Below are 19113 nucleotides of genomic sequence, written 5' to 3'. Positions count from 1 at the left end.
CGGATCAGAGAAGGAGAACGGATGACCGACGAACTGGCAGGCCGGGTCGCCGTCGTGACGGGCGGCGCGTCCGGGATCGGTGCGGCGATCGTCGCGCGCTTCGTCGCCGCGGGCGCTCGGGTGGTCGTCGGCGACGTCGACGCCGGACGGGGCCGCGCCTCGATCGCGGGCTACGGCGACGCCGCGGTCTTCGCGGAGACCGACGTCGCCGACCCCGTGCAGGTGCGGCGGTTGGTCGACCGCGGCGTCGAGGTCTTCGGGCGGCTCGACGTGATGTGCAACAACGCGGGCGTCTCGGGCGTGATGCACAAGGACTTCCTGCACGACGACCTGCTCGACTTCCACCGGGTGCTCGGGGTGAACCTGCTCGGCGTGATGGCCGGTACCCGCTTCGCCGCCGCGCACATGGCCGCGGCCGAGGGCGGGTCGATCATCAACGTGTCCTCGATCGGCGGCATCCAGGCGGGCGGTGGCGTCCAGAGCTATCGCGCCTCCAAGGCCGCCGTCATCCACTTCACCAAATCCGCCGCGATCGAGCTGGCGCAGTATGGGATCCGGGTCAACTGCATCGCCCCCGGCAGCATCCCGACGCCGCTGCTGGCCTCCTCGGCCGACCGGATGCCGAGCGGCGCGAGCGAGAAGTTCACCCGGATGGTCCGCGAGTCCATGCGCGACGACCGTCCGCTGCGGCGTGACGGCGAGCCGGCGGACGTGGCCGAAGCGGCGGTCTATTTCGGCAGCGACCTGTCGCGCTACGTCACCGGGACCGTCCTGCCGGTCGACGGTGGCACGGTGGCGGGCAAGCCGTTGCGGCGCCGCCCGAAACCTGCCGAGCAGGGGAGTGCGCGATGAAGCGCGGTACCGGTGTGCTCGTGGTCGGAGCCTCGGCCGCCGGCCTGGCCACCGCGGAAGCCCTTCGGCGCGAAGGATATCGGGGCCGGATCACCGTCCTCGGGGCCGAGCCGCACCTGCCCTACGACCGGCCGCCGCTGTCCAAACAGATCCTGTCGGGGCAGTGGCGCGCCGAACGCACCCTGCTGCGACCGCCACGGCTGCTGGCCGGGCTCGACCTCGAGCTGATCCTGGATACACGCGCACTGGCCTTGGACGCCGCGACCCGGACCGTGCAGGTCCGCGGCGGGTCGATCACCGCCGACCACGTGGTGATCGCCACCGGCGCCGCGCCACGCACCCTGCCCACCCCGCCCGCCCTGCGCGGCGTCCACGTCCTGCGCACTCTCGACGACGCCCTTGCCTTGCGGGCCGGGTTGGGCGACGCGCAACGGGTGGTCGTCGTGGGCGAGGGCGTCCTCGGCAGTGAGATCGCCGCCACCGCAGGCGAACTCGGCCGCGACGTCACCCTGTGCGGTCCGCTGTCGGCGCCGATGGCCGGTCAGCTCGGTGACCTGGTGAGCGCCCGGCTCGGCGCGCTGCACCGGGCCAACGGCGTGCGCCTCGAACTCGGTGCCGCGGTCGATGGGCTCACCGACCGCAACGGGGAGGTCACCGGGGTGGCCCTCGCGGGTGGCGCCGTGCTGCCCGCCGATCTGGTCGTCGTGGCGATCGGCGCGGCCCCGGTGACCGGCTGGCTCGACGGCAGCGGCCTGTCGTTGCGCGACGGGGTCGTCTGCGACGCGTGTTGCCGTGCGGCCGAGGGGGTCTACGCCGCGGGCGACGTCGCCCGCTGGCGCCACCCCGGACTCGGCGCCGAGGTCCGGTGGGAGAACCGCACCAACGCCACCGAGCAGGCCGCGGTCGTCGCCGCCGCCATCGCGGGCACCCCGCGCCCGCACGCGCCGATCTCGTACTTCTGGACCGACCAGTTCGGCACGAAGATCCAGGTCCACGGCACGGTCACCCGCGACGCCACCGCCGGGGTCGTCGACGGCGATCCGGACGACGGGCGCTTCGTCGTCCGATACGAGCGCGACGGTGCCGTGACGGCGGTCCTCGGCTGGAACATGGCCAAACAGGCCAGGATTCGCCGCCAGGAATTGATCGACGGGCGGGCTGATCCCGTCCCCCAAGAGAGCAGGTCTCGATGAAGGTGACAGTCGACCAGGTCAAGTGCGTGGCCGCGGGCCACTGCGTGATGCACGCCGACGAGGTGTTCGACCAGCGCGACGAGGACGGCATCGTCGTGCTGCTCGACGCCGAGCCACCGGCCGAACTCGCCGGCGACGTCCGCACCGCCGCCGCCGTGTGCCCCGCCATGGCCATCCACATCGAGGAATGACCCGCGCGCCCGCGGCCCCGCCGCGGCGCCCACCGAAGGAGTGAACCGTGTCCGACACATCGGCCGAGACCACCGCCACCGCGGCAGCACCCGAGTACCCGATGCTGCGCGCGCCGGGCTGCCCGTTCGCGCCGCCCGCCGAGACCTTGCGGCTCGGCCGCGCCGACCCACTGCACCGGGTCCGGATCTGGGACGGCAGCACCCCCTGGCTGGTCACCGGGTACGCGGAGTACAAGCAGCTCATGTCGGATCCGCGGGTCAGCGTCGACGATCACCGGCCCGGTTTCCCGCACTGGAACGAGGGCATGCTGGCCATTGTCGGGAGCAGGCCGAAGTCGGTGTTCACCACCGACGGCGCCGAGCACCAGCGCTACCGGCGCATGCTCACCAAGCCGTTCACTTTCAAGCGGGTCGAGAGCCTGCGCCCGGCGATCCAGCAGATCACCGACGAGCACCTCGACCGGCTGCTCGCCGGGCCGAAACCGGCGGACCTGGTCGAGGCGCTCGCGCTGCCGGTGCCGACGCTGATGATCAGCGAGATGCTCGGCGTGCCCTACGACGATCACGAGTTCTTCCAGCAGCACGCCAGTGTCAATGTCGACCGGTTCGCCACCAAGGAACAGGCCGCCGCCGGGCGCGCGGGGCTGGCCCGGTACCTGGTCGAGCTGATCGAGCAGAAGCTGGACGACCCGGCCGAGGACGTGGTCTCCGATATCGCCGAGCGGGTGCGCTCGGGTGAGATCGACATGCGCGAAGCCGCCCAGCTCGGCACCGGGCTGCTGATCGCCGGCCACGAGACCAGCGCCAACATGATCTCCCTCGGCGCGCTCGCGCTGCTGGAGAACCCAGCACAGTTCGCGCTGCTGCGCGACACCGAGGACCCGGCAATCGTCGTCAACGCGGTCGAGGAACTGCTGCGCTATCTGAGCATCATCCAGAACGGGCAGCGCCGCATCGCCACCGCCGACATCGAGATCGCGGGGCTGACGATCCACGCCGGGGACGGGCTGATCTTCGATCTGGCACCGGCGAATTGGGACGAGCGGGCATGGGAGTCACCGGACCGGCTGGATCTGGCCCGGCCCGCGGCACACCACCTCGGCTTCGGCTTCGGCCCGCACCAGTGCGTCGGTCAGCAGCTCGCCCGCGCCGAACTGCAGATCGTTTTCCGGACGCTGGTGCGCCGGATCCCGACTCTGCGCCTGGCGATTCCGCTCGACGAGGTCGAGTTCAAGCACGACCGCCTGGCCTACGGCCTGTACTCGCTACCCGTCACCTGGTGACCGGTATCCATTCCTAGCTGCCGTGAGGGGCGATCCGATGACGACCAGCACCACCGACGAGGTGTTCTACGACCCGTACGACGTCGAGCTCAACGCCGACCCGTTCCCGATGTTCCGGCGGCTGCGCGAGGAACTTCCCCTGTACTACAACGAGACCCACGACTTCTACGCGGTGTCGCGATTCTCCGATGTCAACGCCGCGCTGCTCGACAAGGACACCTTCAGCTCGGCCCGCGGCGCCATCCTGGAGCTGATCAAGGCGAACATCCCGATCCCGCCCGGTGTCCTGATCTTCGAGGACCCGCCGATCCACGACATCCACCGCCGGCTGCTGTCGCGCATGTTCACGCCCCGCAAGATCCAGGCGCTCGAGGGGCAGATCCGCCGATTCTGTGCCGACAGCCTCGATCCGCTGATCGGCACGGGCCGGATCGATTTCGTCGCCGATATCGGCGCGCAGATGCCGATGCGCACGATCGGCCTGCTGCTCGGCATCCCCGAGCAGGACCAGGAAGCCATCCGTGACTTCGCCAACGACCAGATGCGCACTGAGGAGGGCCAGCCGATGAAGGCGGCCTCGGAGGGCATGACAGGCGGTGAACTGTTCGCCGCCTACATCGACTGGCGCGCCGAGCACCCGTCCGACGACATCATGACCGAGCTGCTCACCGTCGAATTCGAGGACGAGACGGGGGTGGAGCGGCGCCTGAGCCGCGAGGAACTGCTGACCTACGTCAATGTCGTGTCCGGCGCGGGCAACGAGACCACCACCCGCCTGATCGGCTGGGCGGGCAAGGTGCTGGCCGAGCATCCCGATCAGCGCAAGCAGCTGGTCGACGATCCCGGCCTGATCCCCAAGGCTGTCGAGGAACTGTTGCGGTTCCAGCCGCCGGCCCCGCACGTGGCCCGCTACGTGACTCGCGACATCGAACTCCACGACCGGACGGTCCCGGCGGGCAGCGTGATGATGATGCTGATCGGCGCGGCCAACCGCGACGACCGGCACTTCGCTCCCGACGGCGATGTCTTCGACATCCACCGGCTCTCCCGCCCGCACCTGTCGTTCAGCGCGGGCACGCACTACTGCCTGGGTTCGGCCCTGGCCCGGCTCGAGGGCCGGATCGCGCTGGAGGAGATCCTGCGCCGGTTCCCCGAATGGGAGGTCGACCTGTCCGCGGCCCGGCTCTCCCCGACCTCGACCGTGCGCGGCTGGGATACCTTGCCCGCCACCACATGCTGACCGCCGCGCACCGCGCGGGCGTGGCTACCGCCCTGGCTCGCGCCGAACGCGACCAGGTTCCGGTATCTCCGCTGACTTGCACCTGGCCGGACATCGACGTCATCGACGCCTACGAGATCCAGCTGCTCAACATCGGGGCGCGGGTGCGTGGCGGAGCGCGGGTGATCGGCCACAAGATCGGGCTGTCCTCACCGGCGATGCAGCAGATGATGGGCGTCGACGAGCCGGACTACGGTCACCTGCTCGACGACATGTGGCTCGATCAGGACCGCCCCGTGCCCGCGGGCCGGTACCTGTGGCCCCGGGTCGAGGTCGAGGTCGCGTTCCTGCTCGGCGCCGACCTGCCGGGCGCGGACTGCACCGAGCGCGACGTGCTCGCCGCCACGGCGGCGCTGGCACCCGCGCTCGAGATCATCGACTCCCGGATCGAGAACTGGTCCATCGGGATCTGCGACACCATCGCCGACAACGCGTCGTCGGCTGGCTTCGTCCTCGGTGTCGACCGGGTCGCACCGAACGAGGTGGACAGGCGCGATATCGATGCCGTGCTGTTGCGCAACGGCGAGATCCTCGCGCAGGGGAACAGCGATGCAGTGCTGGGTGATCCGGCGACGGCGGTGGCCTGGCTCGCGCGCAAGGTCGCCGGGTTCGGGGTGCGGTTACGGGCGGGCGATGTGGTGCTGCCCGGGTCCTGCACCTGGGCGATCGACGCGCGTCCCGGTGACGAGTTCGTCGCGCGGTTCGGTGGGCTCGGCACTGTCCGGGCCGTTTTCGACTAGTTCGGAAGAAGGTTGTGTCATGGTGGCGAAGACATCGGTAGCCATTGTCGGGTCCGGAAACATCGGCACCGACCTGCTGTACAAACTCCTGCGGTCGGAGTGGCTGGAACCGCGCTGGATGATCGGCATCGATCCCGCCAGCGACGGCTTGGCCCGGGCCGCGGAACTCGGTCTGGAGACCTCCGCGGCGGGCGTGGACTGGCTGCTGAACCGGCCCGAGGCACCGGATCTGGTCTTCGAGGCCACCTCGGCCGCCGTCCATCGCGCAGCGGCCCCGCGCTACGCCGAGGCTGGGATCCGCGTCGTCGACCTCACCCCGGCGGCGATCGGCCCCGCGGTCGTGCCGCCGGCGAATCTGCGCGAGCATCTGGACGCGCCGAACGTCAATATGATCACCTGCGGCGGGCAGGCGACGATTCCGATCGTCCACGCCGTCTCCCGGGTGGTCGAGGTAGCGCTGGCCGAGATCGTCGCCTCGGTGTCGTCGGCCTCGGCCGGCCCGGGAACCAGGGCGAACATCGACGAGTTCACCCAGACGACCAGCCGGGGCGTCGAGACGATCGGCGGCGCCGCACGCGGCAAGGCGATCATCATCCTGAATCCGGCCGAACCGCCGATGATCATGCGCGACACCGTCTTCTGCGCCATCCCCGAGGACGCCGACCAGGACGCGATCACCGCGTCCATCCACGAGGTGGTGGCGCAGGTGCAGACCTATGTGCCCGGCTACCGATTGCTCAACGACCCCCAGTTCGACGATCCGTCGGTGCACTCGGGTGGCCGGGCGGTGGTCACCACGTTCCTCGAGGTGCAGGGCGCGGGCGACTACCTGCCGCCGTACGCGGGCAACCTCGACATCATGACCGCGGCGGCCACCGCCGTCGGTGAGCAGATCGCCCGCAGGACAACCGAACTCGCCGCGGGCGGCGCGGCACAGGGAGCGGCGCGATGAGCGACATCTGGGACGTCCGGATCACCGACACCTCGCTGCGCGACGGGTCGCATCACAAACGCCATCAGTTCAGTGGCGACGAGGTCCGTGCGATCGTCACCGCGCTGGACGGGGCCGGGGTGCCCGTCATCGAGGTCACCCACGGTGACGGCCTCGGCGGATCCTCGTTCAACTACGGCTTCTCCGCGACTCCCGATCAGGAACTCATCGCCATCGCGGCACAGTCGGTGACGAACGCCCGGATCGCGTTCCTCATGCTGCCCGGGGTGGGCACGATCGACGACATCGCCCTGGCCCGGGACAACGGCGGCGCCATCTGCCGCATCGCCACCCACTGCACCGAGGCCGACGTCTCGATCCAGCACTTCGGCGCCGCACGGGAACTCGGCCTGGAAACGGTGGGGTTCTTGATGATGGCCCACACCGTCGGGCCGGAGCGCCTCGCCGCGCAGGCCAGGATCATGGCCGACGCCGGGTGCCAGTGCGTGTACGTGGTCGACTCCGCGGGGGCGCTGGTCGGCGATGAGGTCGCCGACCGGGTGGCGGCGCTGGTGGCCGAGCTGGGCACGGACGCCCAGGTGGGGTTCCACGGCCACGAGAACCTCGGGCTCGGTGTCGCGAACTCGGTGTCGGCCGTACGGGCGGGCGCGGCCCAGATCGACGGCAGCGTGCGGCGGTTCGGCGCGGGCGCGGGAAACGCGCCGGTGGAAGCGCTGATCGGTGTGTTCGACAAGATCGGCGTCAAGACCGGCATCGACTTCTTCGACATCGCCGACGCGGCCGAGGACGTGGTGCGGCCCGCGATGCCCGCCGAATGCGTCCTCGATCGCAACGCGCTGATCATGGGGTACTCGGGTGTCTACTCGAGTTTCCTGAAACACGCGGTGCGCCAAGCGGAACGCTACGACGTCTCCGCGGCGCAACTGCTGCACCGGGCGGGGCTGCGCAAGCTCATCGGCGGCCAGGAGGACCAGCTCATCGACATCGCTCTCGAACTGGTCAGGGAGCGGGCGACCGAGGACGAGCGCCCCGCACGGTGACCTCCCGCGGGATACCGCCTGCCCGACCCGAGATCCCGGTGCGGGCGGGCGGTTCCGGGATCACCGCGCAGCGGTCCGGGCGGGCGCCACCGTCGGCTCGCCACCGACGACCCCGGCGGCGATCAGTGCGCTGATCTGCGTGGCGTCCAGGCCCAGAGCGGTGAGCACGGTGAGATTGTCCTGGCCCAGCAGCGGCGCGGGCGCACGGTGGAGCCGGTACGGTCCCGCCGAGAACCGGGCGGGCACCGTGCTGTGCCGGGCGGTTCCGGTGACCGGGTGCGTGACGGTCTCGAAGAAGCCACGGAAGGCGAGCTGCGGCAGGTCGGCCTGGCGGTGCGGCTGTATCACCTCGGCGACGGGAACCCCCGCGTCCCACAGGATCCGCACGACCTCGGCGCCGTCGCGGTCCGCGCACCAGGCCGCCAGCCGCGCATCGATCTCGGTATGCCGGGCGTGCCTGCCCGCCGCGCTCGACAGCGCGGGGTCAAGCATCCAGAAGGGGGTGCCGAGTGCCGCACGGAGCCTGCGCCATTGGCCGTCGGTGGCGACCGCGATCGCCACCCAGCAGTCCCGGCCGCCGAATTCGTCGGTGCCCGCGACCCGGTACAGATTCTGCGGCGCCGCCGCCGGGCCCCGGTTGCCGTCGCGGTGCAGCAGAACGCCGTTCGCGGAGTACTCCACGACCTGTTCGGCGGCGACATTGAGCGCGGCCTCCACCATGGCCGCTTCGATCAGGGTTCCCTCGCCGGTGCGGCGGCGGTGGGTCAGCGCCAGCAGCAAGGCGTTGAGCGCGTGGACGCCCGCGTTCGGGTCGCCGATCGAATAGGGCTGCACCGGGTTCTCGTCGGGGTGACCGGTCAGCCAGCTGATGCCCGAGGTGTCCTCGATGACATAGGCGAAGGCAGGATTGTCGCGCCACGGCCCGCTCGTGCCGAATCCGGGCATGCGCACCATGATCCCGTCGGGCCGCAGCGCGCGGTAGGCGGGATAGTCCAGGCCGATCCGCTCGAGCACGCGCGGGGTGTAGTTCTCCACGACGACATCGCAGGTCGCGGCGAGCCGCGCCAGCAGCGCGCACCCGCGCTCGTCGGCCAGATCCACGGTGATGCTCTTCTTGCCCGCGTTGAGCCCGGAGAAGATCGGCGATTTCTCCCACCACCGGTCTTCGCCTGCGGGCACCCCCGCGATGAGCCGGGTGCCGTCGAGCCGCGTGGGTGATTCCACGTGGATCACCTCGGCGCCGAGCATGGCCAGGTAGTGGGTGCACGACGGACCCGCCCAGAAGGTGGTGAGATCGAGCACCCGCATCCCCTGGAACGGCAGCTGTTCCGTTGCGCCGCCACGGGTTCGGGAAGCGGTGCCGGCCGCGGGCACACGGTGGTGCTCGGTGTGCTCGCCCAGCCGGGGCGCGGCCCCGGGTTCGGGCAGCAGCGGGGGATCGAAACGATACGGCGGGCCGGGGCGCACGAATCCGTCACGGGGATCGGTCACGAACGACTCCCGCGCCAGATGATGATCCATTGCCGGGGCGTTCGCGCCGTCGGCGACCGGCCCGTTGGGAATCCGGAAGGCCGAGGCCAGATCCTGGACCACGTCGACCGGGTGGCCGGCCAGCCAGGCATAGATCTGCGGTGCCTTGGCGGCGGCGCGTTCGGTGATCGAGGCGTCGGTGTCCTCGTCGATCCACTCGGGATGCCCGACCATCGAGCACAGGTCGAACCACTGCTGCACGGTGCCGCAGCCCACCGAGACCAGGCCGTCGGCAGCGGTCGCGATGCCGGGGACGCTGCGCCTGCGCCGCGTGCGGAACGGGCGGCCGAGCGCATCGTGGAAGGTGACGGGAAAGTAGGTCAGCCCGAGGATCTGGGCTTCGAGGATCGAGAGGTCGATCAGTTCGCCCCCGCCGCCGCGCAGCCGTGAGGTCAGGGTGGCGACGGAAGCGTGCGCGCCGGCGAACCATTCGCCGATCCGTCCGCCGACGGCCACCGGCGCCCGCTCCGGCGCCCCGCGCCCGAGCCCGATGATGCCGCCCGACCACGCCTGCAGCGTGAACTCGGTGGCCGCCCGTCCCGCCCACGGCCCGTCGAGCCCGAACGGCGTGATCGCGGTGACCACCAGGTGCCGGTGCGCGCGCCGCAGCGCGGCGGGGGACCAGGCGGGATCGTCGGCGATCGGCGAACCGGGTTCCCACACCACGACATCGGCCGTCGCGAGCAGTCCGTCGAGCATCGCGCGATCGGCCGCTGCCCGGACGTCCACGACCACACTGCGTTTGGCGCCGCTGAGGAAGGTGAACAGCGGCCCGTCGGCGCCGGACCCGAGCGGGGTGTGCGAGGCCGACCAGCGCCGCAGCGCCGCACCCCGGGGCGGCTCGACGAGGACCACCTCGGCACCGCCGTCGGCGAGCAGTTTGGTGCAGTAGGCCCCCGCGATCCCGGTGGACAGGTCGAGGACCGTCCACCCGGACAGCGGCGGGACGGCGGTACTCACCGGTCGTCCTTGCGCGCGGACTTGCTCAGCCGGAACTCCGGGGGGAAGCGGGCGTCGTTGTCCTTCACCGCCGCACTGAGCCCGCTGTCGTAGGCGTCTCCGAGCATGAGTTCGTCGTCGGCGTGCACGTGCCCGCCCATCGATTCGAAGAACCCACTCAGCAGGCTGCCCATGTACTCGCCCTGCTGTTGCTTCATGATCTCGAAGAACACCTTCTGCATGAAGATGGTGTCGGTAGGGCGATTCCGGGCGCAGGCCAGCGCGTACTTCGCGGTCTCGGCCTCCAGTTCGTCGCGCGGCACCACCTTGGTGAGGAAGTTGCAGTCGGCCATCTCCTGCGCGGTGAACGCGCGGCCGGTGAACACCATCTCCTGGAACTTGCGCAGGCCCATGGTCTGCGCCCAGGTCCACATCCGCGGGCCCCAGCCGTAGTAGCGAAACGACGGATGGCCGAAGAGCGCGTCGTCGCTGGAGATCACCAGATCGGCGTCGGCGGCCTGATAGAAGTGCCAGCCGTAGCAGTAGCCCTTCACCTCGACGATGCTGATCTTCTTGAACTCCTGCAGGCTCCGGCAGCCCGCCTGCGCGTTGGCGTACCACTGGCTGACCGTCGCGCCGTGCCGGAACGACCCTGCGGGCGGATGGCGCACCCCGTCCTCGGCGCCGATCCGGTATTCGGCCAGTCGTGGACCCGGATCCGGATCACGCTGCACGGCGAGGAATTCCGGCAGGTCGGCACCGCTGCCGAGGTCGTCGCCCGCGCCGCGGACGACGAGCACCTTGACCTCGTCGTCGACGCTCGCGCGATGGATCAGCTCGCCGTAGCGCAGCCGGGCCGCGATGGTCGGGGCATTGAGATGGTCGGGCCGGTCGAAAGTGATGGTGGCGATGCGGGTTTCGGGGTCCTTGTCGTAGCGGATGATCTCCTCCGCCGACGGCTGCTCCGGTCCGGGCACGATGCGGCTCCTTTGCCTGGACGGGGCGGGCCGCCCGGCGGGTGGCCCGCCCCGAAGGGTGTTGCGGGTCAGTGCGGCCAGTGCGGCGCGTCGGTCAGCACCTCGGCGCCGTCGGCGGTGATCAGCACCGCGTCGCGGCCGAAGACGGCGCCGACCCCGGGCTCCCAGACATAGCTGGTGACCGAGAGCACCATGCCGGGCTCCAGTCGTTCGGCCTCGGCGGTCCGCCGTAGCAGCGGGGAGACGACCGGGGCGTCGAAACCCATGCCCAGTCCGCGGGCCACCGGCATCGGCGGCAGCGATTCACCGGCGAGCTCGTAGGCGGCCAGGAGATCGGCGGCCGACGCGCCCGGTCTGCATGCTTCGACGAGCCTGTCCCACAGGGCATCCCAGCGTCGATAGAGCGCTCGCGCCCCGGCATCGCCCACGCCGTCGGCGGGCCAGGTCCGGCCGACCTCGCCGATGTAGCCCTCGCCGAGAATGCCTGCCGAGAACGCCACCAGATCGCCCGCCCGCGCGCGCCGCTGCACGCCCGCGCGCCGCCACGGATGCGCTCGCGAAGTGACCCACGCCGAGTCCTGGGAGGCGGGCGTGCTGATCCCGCCCGCCGCCATCGCCTCCAGCAGGATGCCGATCAGCGACTGTTCGCTCACCCCCGGCGCGAGCGCGGCCACCGCCGCCGCCAGCCCCTGCTGCGCCACGGCCAGGGCGCGGCGCAGCGCGAGGATCTCCTCCGGCGTCTTGATCCGTCGCGCGGCGCTCATCGCCGGTTCCCCGTCGACGAGTTCGGCCTGCGGGAACGCCCGCGGCAGCAGCTGGGCGAAGGTCGGGGACAGGGCGTCGGTGCCGACGCGGCGGGCCGTGCTCGCGCCTTCGATGCGGCGCAGCACCTCGATGGTGGTGAGCGGATTCCACGCCAGGCCGTAGAGATTGCCGTGCGGGATGTCCTCCGGAATGCCCTCGTCCCAGGTGCTGAGCAGGTGCACCGCGCCGCTGTCGCGAACCAGGGTGGCGACGGGGCCGAACGGGCGCGTGCCCGCCACCCACAGTTGCGGTGCGCCCGCCACATAGCGGGCATTGGCCTGCCTGCCCAGGACGAGGACGTCGAGATCGTCGGCATGCATCTGTGTCAGCGCGCGAGCGCGTCGCCCCTGCCGCAGGGCGCGCTCGTCGGGCAGGATCTCAGTACCCATACGGGTCGTACGGGTAGTCGGTGAGGGCCGCGTAGCCCTGGTCGGTGATCACAACGATCTCCTCGCTTCGATATCCACCGGTGCCGTCCTCCCAGACGACCGGTTCGAGCACCAGCACCATCCCCGGCTCGAACACGAAGTTCTCGTCGTACTCCGCGCCGAGATCGGTGCCGATCATCGGCATCTCGGCGGCGCTGACGCCGATGCCGTGGCCCAGATAGAAGTGCGGCAGCCAGGGTGGGACGCCGTCGTTGGCCGCGATCGCGGCCCGGGTGAGATCGGCGGCGGTGGCACCGGCCCGGGTGACATCGAGCACCGCGGTCACGATCTCGCGCCAGCGTTCGAACTGCCGTCGCTGCCGCGCGTTCGGGGTGTCGCCCACGATCCAGGTGCGGCCGAAGTCCGAGCAGTAGCCGCCATAGGTGATGCTGACGTCGGTCCACAGCACGTCACCGGCCGCGAGCGCGCGTTCGGTGGAGAGCAGTGGCAGCGCGAGATCGCCGTGGGTGGTCCACACGCCCTCGGCCTTGGACCGCGGCATCACCTGCCAGATGGCGTCGAGCATGTTCGCGGTGGCGCCGAGTTCGAAAGCGCGCCGGACGAATCCGGCCGAGAGATCGATCTGGCGGCATCCGGGCTGGAGGGCGGCCTGCACCTCGGCGATCGCCTGCTCGGTGATCCGGTTCGCGATCCGCAGGCAGGAGATCTCGTCGGGCGTCTTGATCAGTTTCGCCGCGCCGACGACCAGCGCGGCGTCGGACGGTGCGCCACCGGGGAACAGCGCGGCCCCCGCCCGGCGCATCGCCCCGGTGCACTCGTCGACCGCGACGGTGGACCCCGCCGGGACGAGCTCGGCCAGGGTACGGGCGAAAGTGTCCACGCCCTCGTCGAATTCGAGGTAGACCGGTCCGTGCAGGTGGTCGGCGGGCAGTTCGGTCTCGTCGGCGGTGCCCTCCCGGAACGGCAGGAACAGGTGCGGCCACGGATCACCGGCCACCACCACGGCCACCGGGCGCTCGACGTGCGAGAGCCCGGCGTCCCCGAGCGGCCAGTTCGCGCCGGTGGCGTAGGCGACATTGGTGTTGTTGAGCAGGACCAGCGCGTCGACGCCGCGGGTGGCCATGGCGGCCCGCAGCCGGGCGCCGGTCTCGGTCCGCATCCGGGCCCGGTCGGGGACGTCGGGGATGTCGAGGGCCGCGGATCGCGCGGCCGTGCTGAACACCGTCATCTCAGACGCCGAGGAAGTCGCGGATGTTGCCGCTGACGATCCGGGCCGCCGCCGCCGGACCGACGGCCTCGACGACCGCGGCCAGGGACCGCTCGGAATAGCCGAAGGTGCTCTCGTTGTGCGGGTAGTCCGAGGACCACATCACCCGGTCGATCCCGATCCGGTCGATGAGCGAGAGCCCGAGCGGGTCGACCATGAACGAGGCGCGCATGTGATGGTCCCAGTAGTGCCGGATGTCGTGTTCGACCGGCCGGTCGAGCATGTGCTGGAAGGAGGCGAGCATGTGCTCGGCGTCCTGGATGGCCGCGGGAACCCAGTTGACGCCGCCCTCGAACCAGCCGATGCTCAGTCCGGGGTGGCGGTCGATGATCCCGCTGAAGATGTACTTGGAGAACAGTTCCCGGAACGGCGCGACATTGTGCATCATGCCGACCGCGACGCTGTTGACCTCACACGGCGCCGACAGCGGCGACTCCCCGATGTGATGGGAGACCGGGACGCCGGACTCCTCGATGGCATCCCACACCGGAATCATCGCGGTGCTGCCGTAGTCGATGACCGCGCCCTCGTCGTCCTTGCCCGCCGCCAGCGGGAGCAGGAAGGTCTTGAGCCCCAGCGACTTCAGCTCGTCGAGGGTGCGGCGCGCGCCCGCGGCGTCCCACCAGTTGACCAGGCCGACACCGTAGAAGGCGCCGCCGGACTGCTCCTGCAGTTCGGCGATGTAGGCGTTGTAGGTGCGAAAGCAGAGCTCGCGGATCTCCTTGTCCGGGTAGAACAGCAGCGCGAGTAGTGCGTTGGGGAACGCCAGTTCCTTGGCGATGCCGTCGGCGCGCAGATCGGCGCCGCGCGCGTCCAGGTTGGCGCTGCCCGAGCCCTCCAGCGGGTCGTACTGCATGAGCACATGGCTGAAATCGCCGGGCAGGAACGACTTTCCCTTGCGGCCGAGCTGATAGGCGCCGTCCTCGTACCAGACCCGGGGCGCGCGGTCCTTGAGGTTCTCCGGGAACCGCTCGTAGAAGATGTCGTGCGCCAGCGAGATGTGGTTGTCGGCGGAGAACACCTCGGTGCCCGCGGGCAGGCCGAGGGTGCCCACCGCCTTGCCGCGCCGGTCCTTCGGTGGGCCGAATCCGCCGGGTGGGTACAGCGGGGCGCTACTACTGGGAACCGGCATCCTGTCCTCCAATTTGATTCTCCAAATGCGGAAATAACGTTATCACAGGTGGCGAGCGTGACCAGGGGGCAATTTCTGGGAAAGCGAGTTTCGTCCACGCAGCAGCGCAAGAACGCTATTCTCGACACATGAGACCCTTGTCGCAGCGGGTCAACCAACCTACTGTGTGTTCACTAGGTTTTCTCGAACAGGGTGCCGCGCATGACTTCTCCTCGTCCTTACGCCTCGCTACTCGCCAAGGGAGAGGATCGCCGCCAGCGGATCGTGGCCGTCGCCCAGCGTCTGCTCACCCGCAACGGTTGGCGCAACACGAGTCTGGCGATGATCGCGCGCGAGGCCGGGGTGAGCCCGGCGGGGTTGCTGCACCACTTCAGCTCCAAGAACCAGTTGCTGCACGCGGTGCTGGACGCGCGCGATGCCGACGACCTGCAGCAGGCGGACCTGCGCGGGGACCTGATCGAAGAGATCGAGAAGGTCGCCGAGCGGATCCGGCGTTCACCCGAACTGGTCGGCACCTTCGCCGTGCTGCTCGTGGAGAACCTGCAGCCCGAGGCTCCTCTGCACGACCGGATGCTGGACCGATGGAACCTGGCCGTCGGCATCGTCACGACGCTCATCCGCCACAACCAGGAAATCGGCCGCTACCGTGCTGATTTCGATCCCGGGATCCGGGCGGTGGAGATCGTCGCTTTCATCAACGGAATGGAGATCTCATGGCTGCTCGATCATTCGATTCCCCTGACCGAGGTGTTCGCCGAGTACACGAGGTCGCTGAAACGCGACTTCGCCCCGGCCCCTCCGCGATGAGGTACCGCCTCGACGTCGTGGCGACCAGCGTCGTCGACGTCGTCGAACATGCCGGGGGCTGGTTGTTCGATCGTGCGGTCGCGGGCTGGGACGTGTCGGTGCTCGTCGCCGAGATCTCCGACGCGCGGCCGCTGCGCATCCTCGGCGCCGAACTCGTCGACCTCCATCAGGTGCTCGCCGCGCACGGCCAAGGCCGCAGACCGCACGCTCTGGCGATCGCCGGCGATGTCTGTTGTCGCGACTCGCGCGCGCACCGCGGCGTCGTCTCTGCCCTGCGCGACGGGGGAGTGGAAGTCGTTGTCTGGGGCGATGACTGGTCCTCGCCGCCCGAGCATCGGGTCGATCCGGTGGTGCACCGGCTCAGCGTCGCCGCGCAGGCGTTCAAGGCGCAGGCGCTGGCCGCCGCCGCGCTGCCCGCCGAATCGATCGGCACGACAGAGGTTTTCCGCAGTGGCGTCTCGATGTTCCCGCCCGTCGGGGCGGATCTGAGCCCGGTCAGCTGAGTCGGACCGCCGTCGCTCGCGTCCCGCCGGGGCGCGAGCGACAGCGAACCGGTCAGATCCGGACGTAGACGGCCTTGGTGGTGAAGTAGGCGTCGATGCCCTTGCGGCCGCGCTCGCCACCCCAGCCGGACTGCTTCTGGCCACAGATCGGCATCGAGGGATCGGCCGCGAGCGCGGAGTTCACCCAGATCTGCCCGGCGCGCAACTCGTTGACGACGCGGTGTGCGCGGCCGAGGTTCTCGGTCCAGATGGAGCCCGCCAGACCGTAATCGGTGGCATTGGCGGCCGCGATCACCTCGTCCTCGTCGTCGAAGGGGATGACCGAACCGACCGGCCCGAAGATCTCCTCGCGGATCAGCCGCATGTCCGGGGTGGTGCCGGTGACGATGGTGGCCTCGTAGAAGTAGCCGCGGCGGTCCATCGGCTTGCCGCCGGTCACCACCTGCGCGCCCGCGGCGACGCCGTCGTCGACGATGCCTGCGACACGCTCGCGCTGCTTCGCGCTGATCAGCGGCCCGAGGACCGAGCTGGGGTCGTCGCTGCCACCCATCGGCAGCATCTTCGCGAAGGCGGCGAGACCGTCGACGACCCGGTCGTAGATGCCGCGCTGGACATAGATGCGCGACGTGCAGGAACAGTTCTGCCCGGAACCGGCGAGCAGCCCCATCCCGGCGCCCATGATCGCCTTGTCCAGGTCGGCGTCGTCGAACATGATCAGCGGCGACTTGCCGCCGAGTTCGAGCGTGAGCCGCTTGAGGTTGCCCGCCGCGGCTTTCACGATCAGGCGGCCGACCTCGGTCGATCCGGTGAACGAGATCTTGTCGACGTCCGGATGAGCGGTGAGCGCGGCACCGGTCGTCTCGCCGTACCCGGTGACGACATTGAGCACGCCGTCGGGCAGGCCTGCCTCGCGGAAGATCTCCTCGAGTTTCAACGCGCTGAGTGGGGTCTCCTCGGCGGGCTTGAGGACGGCGCTGCATCCCGCGGCGAGCGCGGGCGCGACCTTGAGCATGGCGACGAAGAACGGCCCGTTCCACGGCACGATGAGGCCGACGACGCCGACCGGCTCGAGCTGGGTGAAGGTGTGGAAGCTCTCGAATTCGCCGAGCAGGCCGTCGGAGACGAGGCTGCTCGATTCGCCGTGGATCTTGCCGACCCACCCGGCGTAGTACATGAGCATGTCGTAGGCCACCGCGATGATGTGTCGTGCGGCCATGGCGTTCATGCCGTTGTCCCGTGCTTCGATCGCCGCGAGTTCGTCGGTGCGTTCCCGGACGATGGCCGCGGCCCGGAACAGTACGTCCGCGCGGTGGATCGCGGGCTGCTTGCGCCACACCCCGGATTCGAACGTCTCCCGGGCTCTGCCCACCGCCGCGTCGACCGCCTTCTGATCGGAATCGATGACTTCGGCAATCTGTTCCTCGGTCGACGGATCGAAGACCTGAATGATTCTCGTGCTGGAGCCGTCGGTCACGGATTCGACGTTGATGGTGTTGCTCACTATGCCTCGTTCCTTCGCCGTGCCGCCCCAGCGGGGGCGGCACGGTGTCTCGGGTGCTGAGAACCCGGGGGTGGGATTTCCTACGGCGATCAATCTATGAGAATGATACTCTCCTGATGGGGGAATATCGTATCCGCAGCGCATCTTCCCGTCTGACGTCGCCGTTGCGGATGCGGGGTTGGGTGGGTGTGGGTCGAGGACGGCGAGGACATGCTGCGGGCTGGCGCGCCTGTCGTCGAATTCATCGGCTCGAAACACCGCGGGTTGTTCGGGGAAACAGCGCTTCTCGATGCTGTGCCGGAATCCTGTCGGACAAGAGGTACGAATGTGAATTCGGGAGATACCGCGTGGGTGCTGGCCTGCGCCGCGCTGGTCATGTTGATGACACCGGGACTGGCGTTCTTCTACGGGGGCATGGTCGGCAGCAAGAGTGTGCTCAACATGTTGATGATGAACTTCGTCTGTCTTGGCGTGGTGTCTATGCTCTGGGTGCTCTACGGCTATAGCGAAACATTCGGTGACGACGTCTTTTACGGGGTCGTGGGGGACATGTCGCACGCGCTGCTGCGCACGACCCACGGGACGTTGTCCGGGCCGGTGGGGCACCAGATCCCGACCATGGCGTTCGTCATGTTCCAGTTGATGTTCGCGGTCATCACCACGGCGTTGATCACCGGTGCGATCGCCGGGCGGACACGCTTCTGGTCGTGGATAGTGTTCGCGGCCCTGTGGGTCACCGTCGTCTATTTCCCGGTCGCGCATTGGGTTTTCCACGTCACCGGTTTCACCGACACCGATTCCGCCGGCGCCTCCGCCGATGTCGGCGGGTGGATCGCGAACCAGCTTCGCGCGTTCGATTTCGCGGGTGGCACCGCGGTGCACATCAACGCGGGCGCGGCGGCGCTGGCGTTGGCGCTGGTGCTCGGCAAACGCCACGGCTGGCCGCGCAGCATCGCCCGGCCACACAATGTGCCGTTCACCTTGCTCGGCGCGTCGCTGCTGTGGTTCGGCTGGTACGGCTTCAATGCCGGATCGGCGCTGACCGCAGGCGATCTCGCTGCCCTGGCGTTCACCAACACCACCATCGCGGCAGGCGCCGCGTCGTTCGCCTGGATCGTCGTCGAACAACTCCGGGACGGGAGACCCACCACCATCGGGGCGTCCTCGGGCGCGGTCGCGGGGCTGGTCGCCGTCACCCCCGCGTGCGGTTTCGTCGGCGTCGTCGGTGCCTTGTGCATCGGTGTGGCCGCGGGTATCTGTTGCGCGCTCGCGGTGAGCCTGAAATACACCTTCGGCTACGACGATTCGCTCGACGTGGTCGGAGTTCACCTGGTCGGCGGAGTGGTCGGCACCCTGTTGGTCGGCGTGTTCGCCGACGTCTCGGTCAACCCCGCGGGTGGCAACGGCCTGCTCTACGGTGGCGGATTCGTCCAGTTGCAGCGCCAGGCCATCGCTTCGGTGGCCGTCATGGCCTATTCCTTCGTGGCGACGTTGCTGCTGGCGTGGATCGTCGACCGGCTCATCGGCCTTCGAGTCGGCTCCGAATCCGAGGCCGAGGGCATCGACGAATCCGAACATGCCGAGTCCGCCTACAGCCTGAACCTCCCGCCCGCGGGCCCGGCGCCTGCTCTGCTGCCGTCTCGAGCGCCGTCCCGGCCCCAGCGTCTCCCTCCGCCTCGCCCAGCCCCGCGGCCCAACGACCACCGCTGGTGAGACAGTAGGGCCGCATCGGCT

At 69.7% G+C, this 19113-nt stretch carries 17 protein-coding genes; 11 read left to right on the top strand and 6 right to left on the bottom strand.

Features of this window, described 5'->3' with window-relative positions; translation table 11 throughout:
- The first annotated feature begins 21 nt into the window (after positions 1 to 21).
- Genes ACFYWJ_RS23455 through dmpG form a run of 8 tightly spaced genes read left to right on the top strand, consistent with a single transcriptional unit; the run spans position 22 to position 7530 of the window.
- On the top strand, positions 22 to 852 hold the full coding sequence (locus ACFYWJ_RS23455; protein WP_355277903.1) for an SDR family oxidoreductase: 831 nt from the start codon (positions 22 to 24) through the stop codon (positions 850 to 852).
- Complete coding sequence (locus ACFYWJ_RS23450) at positions 849 to 2045, top strand: FAD/NAD(P)-binding oxidoreductase (protein ID WP_355277901.1); 1197 nt, start codon at positions 849 to 851, stop codon at positions 2043 to 2045. Before ACFYWJ_RS23455 ends, ACFYWJ_RS23450 begins: the two co-directional genes overlap by 4 nt.
- Positions 2042 to 2236, top strand: a complete 195-nt coding sequence (locus tag ACFYWJ_RS23445; RefSeq protein WP_355277899.1) for a ferredoxin — start codon at positions 2042 to 2044, stop codon at positions 2234 to 2236. Before ACFYWJ_RS23450 ends, ACFYWJ_RS23445 begins: the two co-directional genes overlap by 4 nt.
- A 47-nt stretch (positions 2237 to 2283) precedes the next feature.
- Positions 2284 to 3519 carry a cytochrome P450 gene (locus ACFYWJ_RS23440; protein ID WP_355277897.1) on the top strand — a complete coding sequence of 412 codons (1236 nt, stop codon included), beginning with the start codon at positions 2284 to 2286 and terminating at the stop codon, positions 3517 to 3519.
- Positions 3520 to 3556: 37 nt separating this feature from the next.
- Positions 3557 to 4759, top strand: a complete 1203-nt coding sequence (locus ACFYWJ_RS23435) for a cytochrome P450 (RefSeq protein ID WP_355277895.1) — start codon at positions 3557 to 3559, stop codon at positions 4757 to 4759.
- Entirely contained in the window at positions 4753 to 5538 is a 786-nt protein-coding gene (locus tag ACFYWJ_RS23430; protein WP_355277893.1) for a 2-keto-4-pentenoate hydratase, read from the top strand. The genes ACFYWJ_RS23435 and ACFYWJ_RS23430 overlap by 7 nt, the downstream gene beginning before the upstream one ends.
- Positions 5539 to 5557: 19 nt before the next feature.
- Complete coding sequence (locus ACFYWJ_RS23425; protein WP_355277890.1) at positions 5558 to 6490, top strand: acetaldehyde dehydrogenase (acetylating); 933 nt, start codon at positions 5558 to 5560, stop codon at positions 6488 to 6490.
- Positions 6487 to 7530, top strand: a complete 1044-nt coding sequence (dmpG, locus tag ACFYWJ_RS23420; protein WP_355277888.1) for a 4-hydroxy-2-oxovalerate aldolase — start codon at positions 6487 to 6489, stop codon at positions 7528 to 7530. Before ACFYWJ_RS23425 ends, dmpG begins: the two co-directional genes overlap by 4 nt.
- 60 nt (positions 7531 to 7590) lie before the next feature.
- Here dmpG and ACFYWJ_RS23415 read toward each other — a convergent pair whose 3' ends face one another.
- The 5 genes from ACFYWJ_RS23415 to ACFYWJ_RS23395 all read right to left on the bottom strand — a co-directional run bounded on the left by ACFYWJ_RS23415 (position 7591) and on the right by ACFYWJ_RS23395 (position 14568).
- On the bottom strand, positions 7591 to 10020 hold the full coding sequence (locus ACFYWJ_RS23415) for a CoA transferase (protein WP_355277886.1): 2430 nt from the start codon (positions 10018 to 10020) through the stop codon (positions 7591 to 7593).
- Positions 10017 to 10976: an enoyl-CoA hydratase/isomerase family protein gene (locus ACFYWJ_RS23410; protein WP_355277883.1), complete on the bottom strand. Its 960-nt coding sequence runs from the start codon at positions 10974 to 10976 to the stop codon at positions 10017 to 10019. Before ACFYWJ_RS23410 ends, ACFYWJ_RS23415 begins: the two co-directional genes overlap by 4 nt.
- A gap of 68 nt (positions 10977 to 11044) precedes the next feature.
- On the bottom strand, positions 11045 to 12169 hold the full coding sequence (locus ACFYWJ_RS23405) for a M24 family metallopeptidase (RefSeq protein WP_355277880.1): 1125 nt from the start codon (positions 12167 to 12169) through the stop codon (positions 11045 to 11047).
- On the bottom strand, positions 12159 to 13397 hold the full coding sequence (locus tag ACFYWJ_RS23400; RefSeq protein ID WP_355277878.1) for a Xaa-Pro peptidase family protein: 1239 nt from the start codon (positions 13395 to 13397) through the stop codon (positions 12159 to 12161). The genes ACFYWJ_RS23405 and ACFYWJ_RS23400 overlap by 11 nt, the downstream gene beginning before the upstream one ends.
- A 1-nt stretch (position 13398) precedes the next feature.
- Positions 13399 to 14568, bottom strand: coding sequence for an amidohydrolase family protein (locus tag ACFYWJ_RS23395; RefSeq protein ID WP_355277875.1), 1170 nt, complete (start codon positions 14566 to 14568; stop codon positions 13399 to 13401).
- Positions 14569 to 14769: 201 nt separating this feature from the next.
- Here ACFYWJ_RS23395 and ACFYWJ_RS23390 point away from each other — a divergent pair, with 201 nt between their 5' ends.
- Positions 14770 to 15375, top strand: coding sequence for a helix-turn-helix domain-containing protein (locus ACFYWJ_RS23390; protein WP_355277873.1), 606 nt, complete (start codon positions 14770 to 14772; stop codon positions 15373 to 15375).
- Entirely contained in the window at positions 15372 to 15878 is a 507-nt protein-coding gene (locus ACFYWJ_RS23385; RefSeq protein WP_355277870.1) for a hypothetical protein, read from the top strand. Before ACFYWJ_RS23390 ends, ACFYWJ_RS23385 begins: the two co-directional genes overlap by 4 nt.
- Before the next feature lie 52 nt (positions 15879 to 15930).
- Here the strand turns inward: ACFYWJ_RS23385 and ACFYWJ_RS23380 are convergent, their stop codons facing one another.
- Complete coding sequence (locus ACFYWJ_RS23380) at positions 15931 to 17367, bottom strand: aldehyde dehydrogenase family protein (RefSeq protein WP_387162243.1); 1437 nt, start codon at positions 17365 to 17367, stop codon at positions 15931 to 15933.
- A 339-nt stretch (positions 17368 to 17706) separates the two neighbouring features.
- Between ACFYWJ_RS23380 and ACFYWJ_RS23375 the strand changes: the two genes are divergently transcribed.
- Positions 17707 to 19092, top strand: a complete 1386-nt coding sequence (locus tag ACFYWJ_RS23375) for an ammonium transporter (protein WP_355271751.1) — start codon at positions 17707 to 17709, stop codon at positions 19090 to 19092.
- The last annotated feature ends 21 nt before the right edge of the window (positions 19093 to 19113 follow it).

It is taken from the genome of Nocardia sp. NPDC003269 (genome assembly GCF_042888005.1).
Lineage (GTDB): Bacteria > Actinomycetota > Actinomycetes > Mycobacteriales > Mycobacteriaceae > Nocardia.
This window is presented reverse-complemented; position numbering and strand designations above follow the sequence as displayed.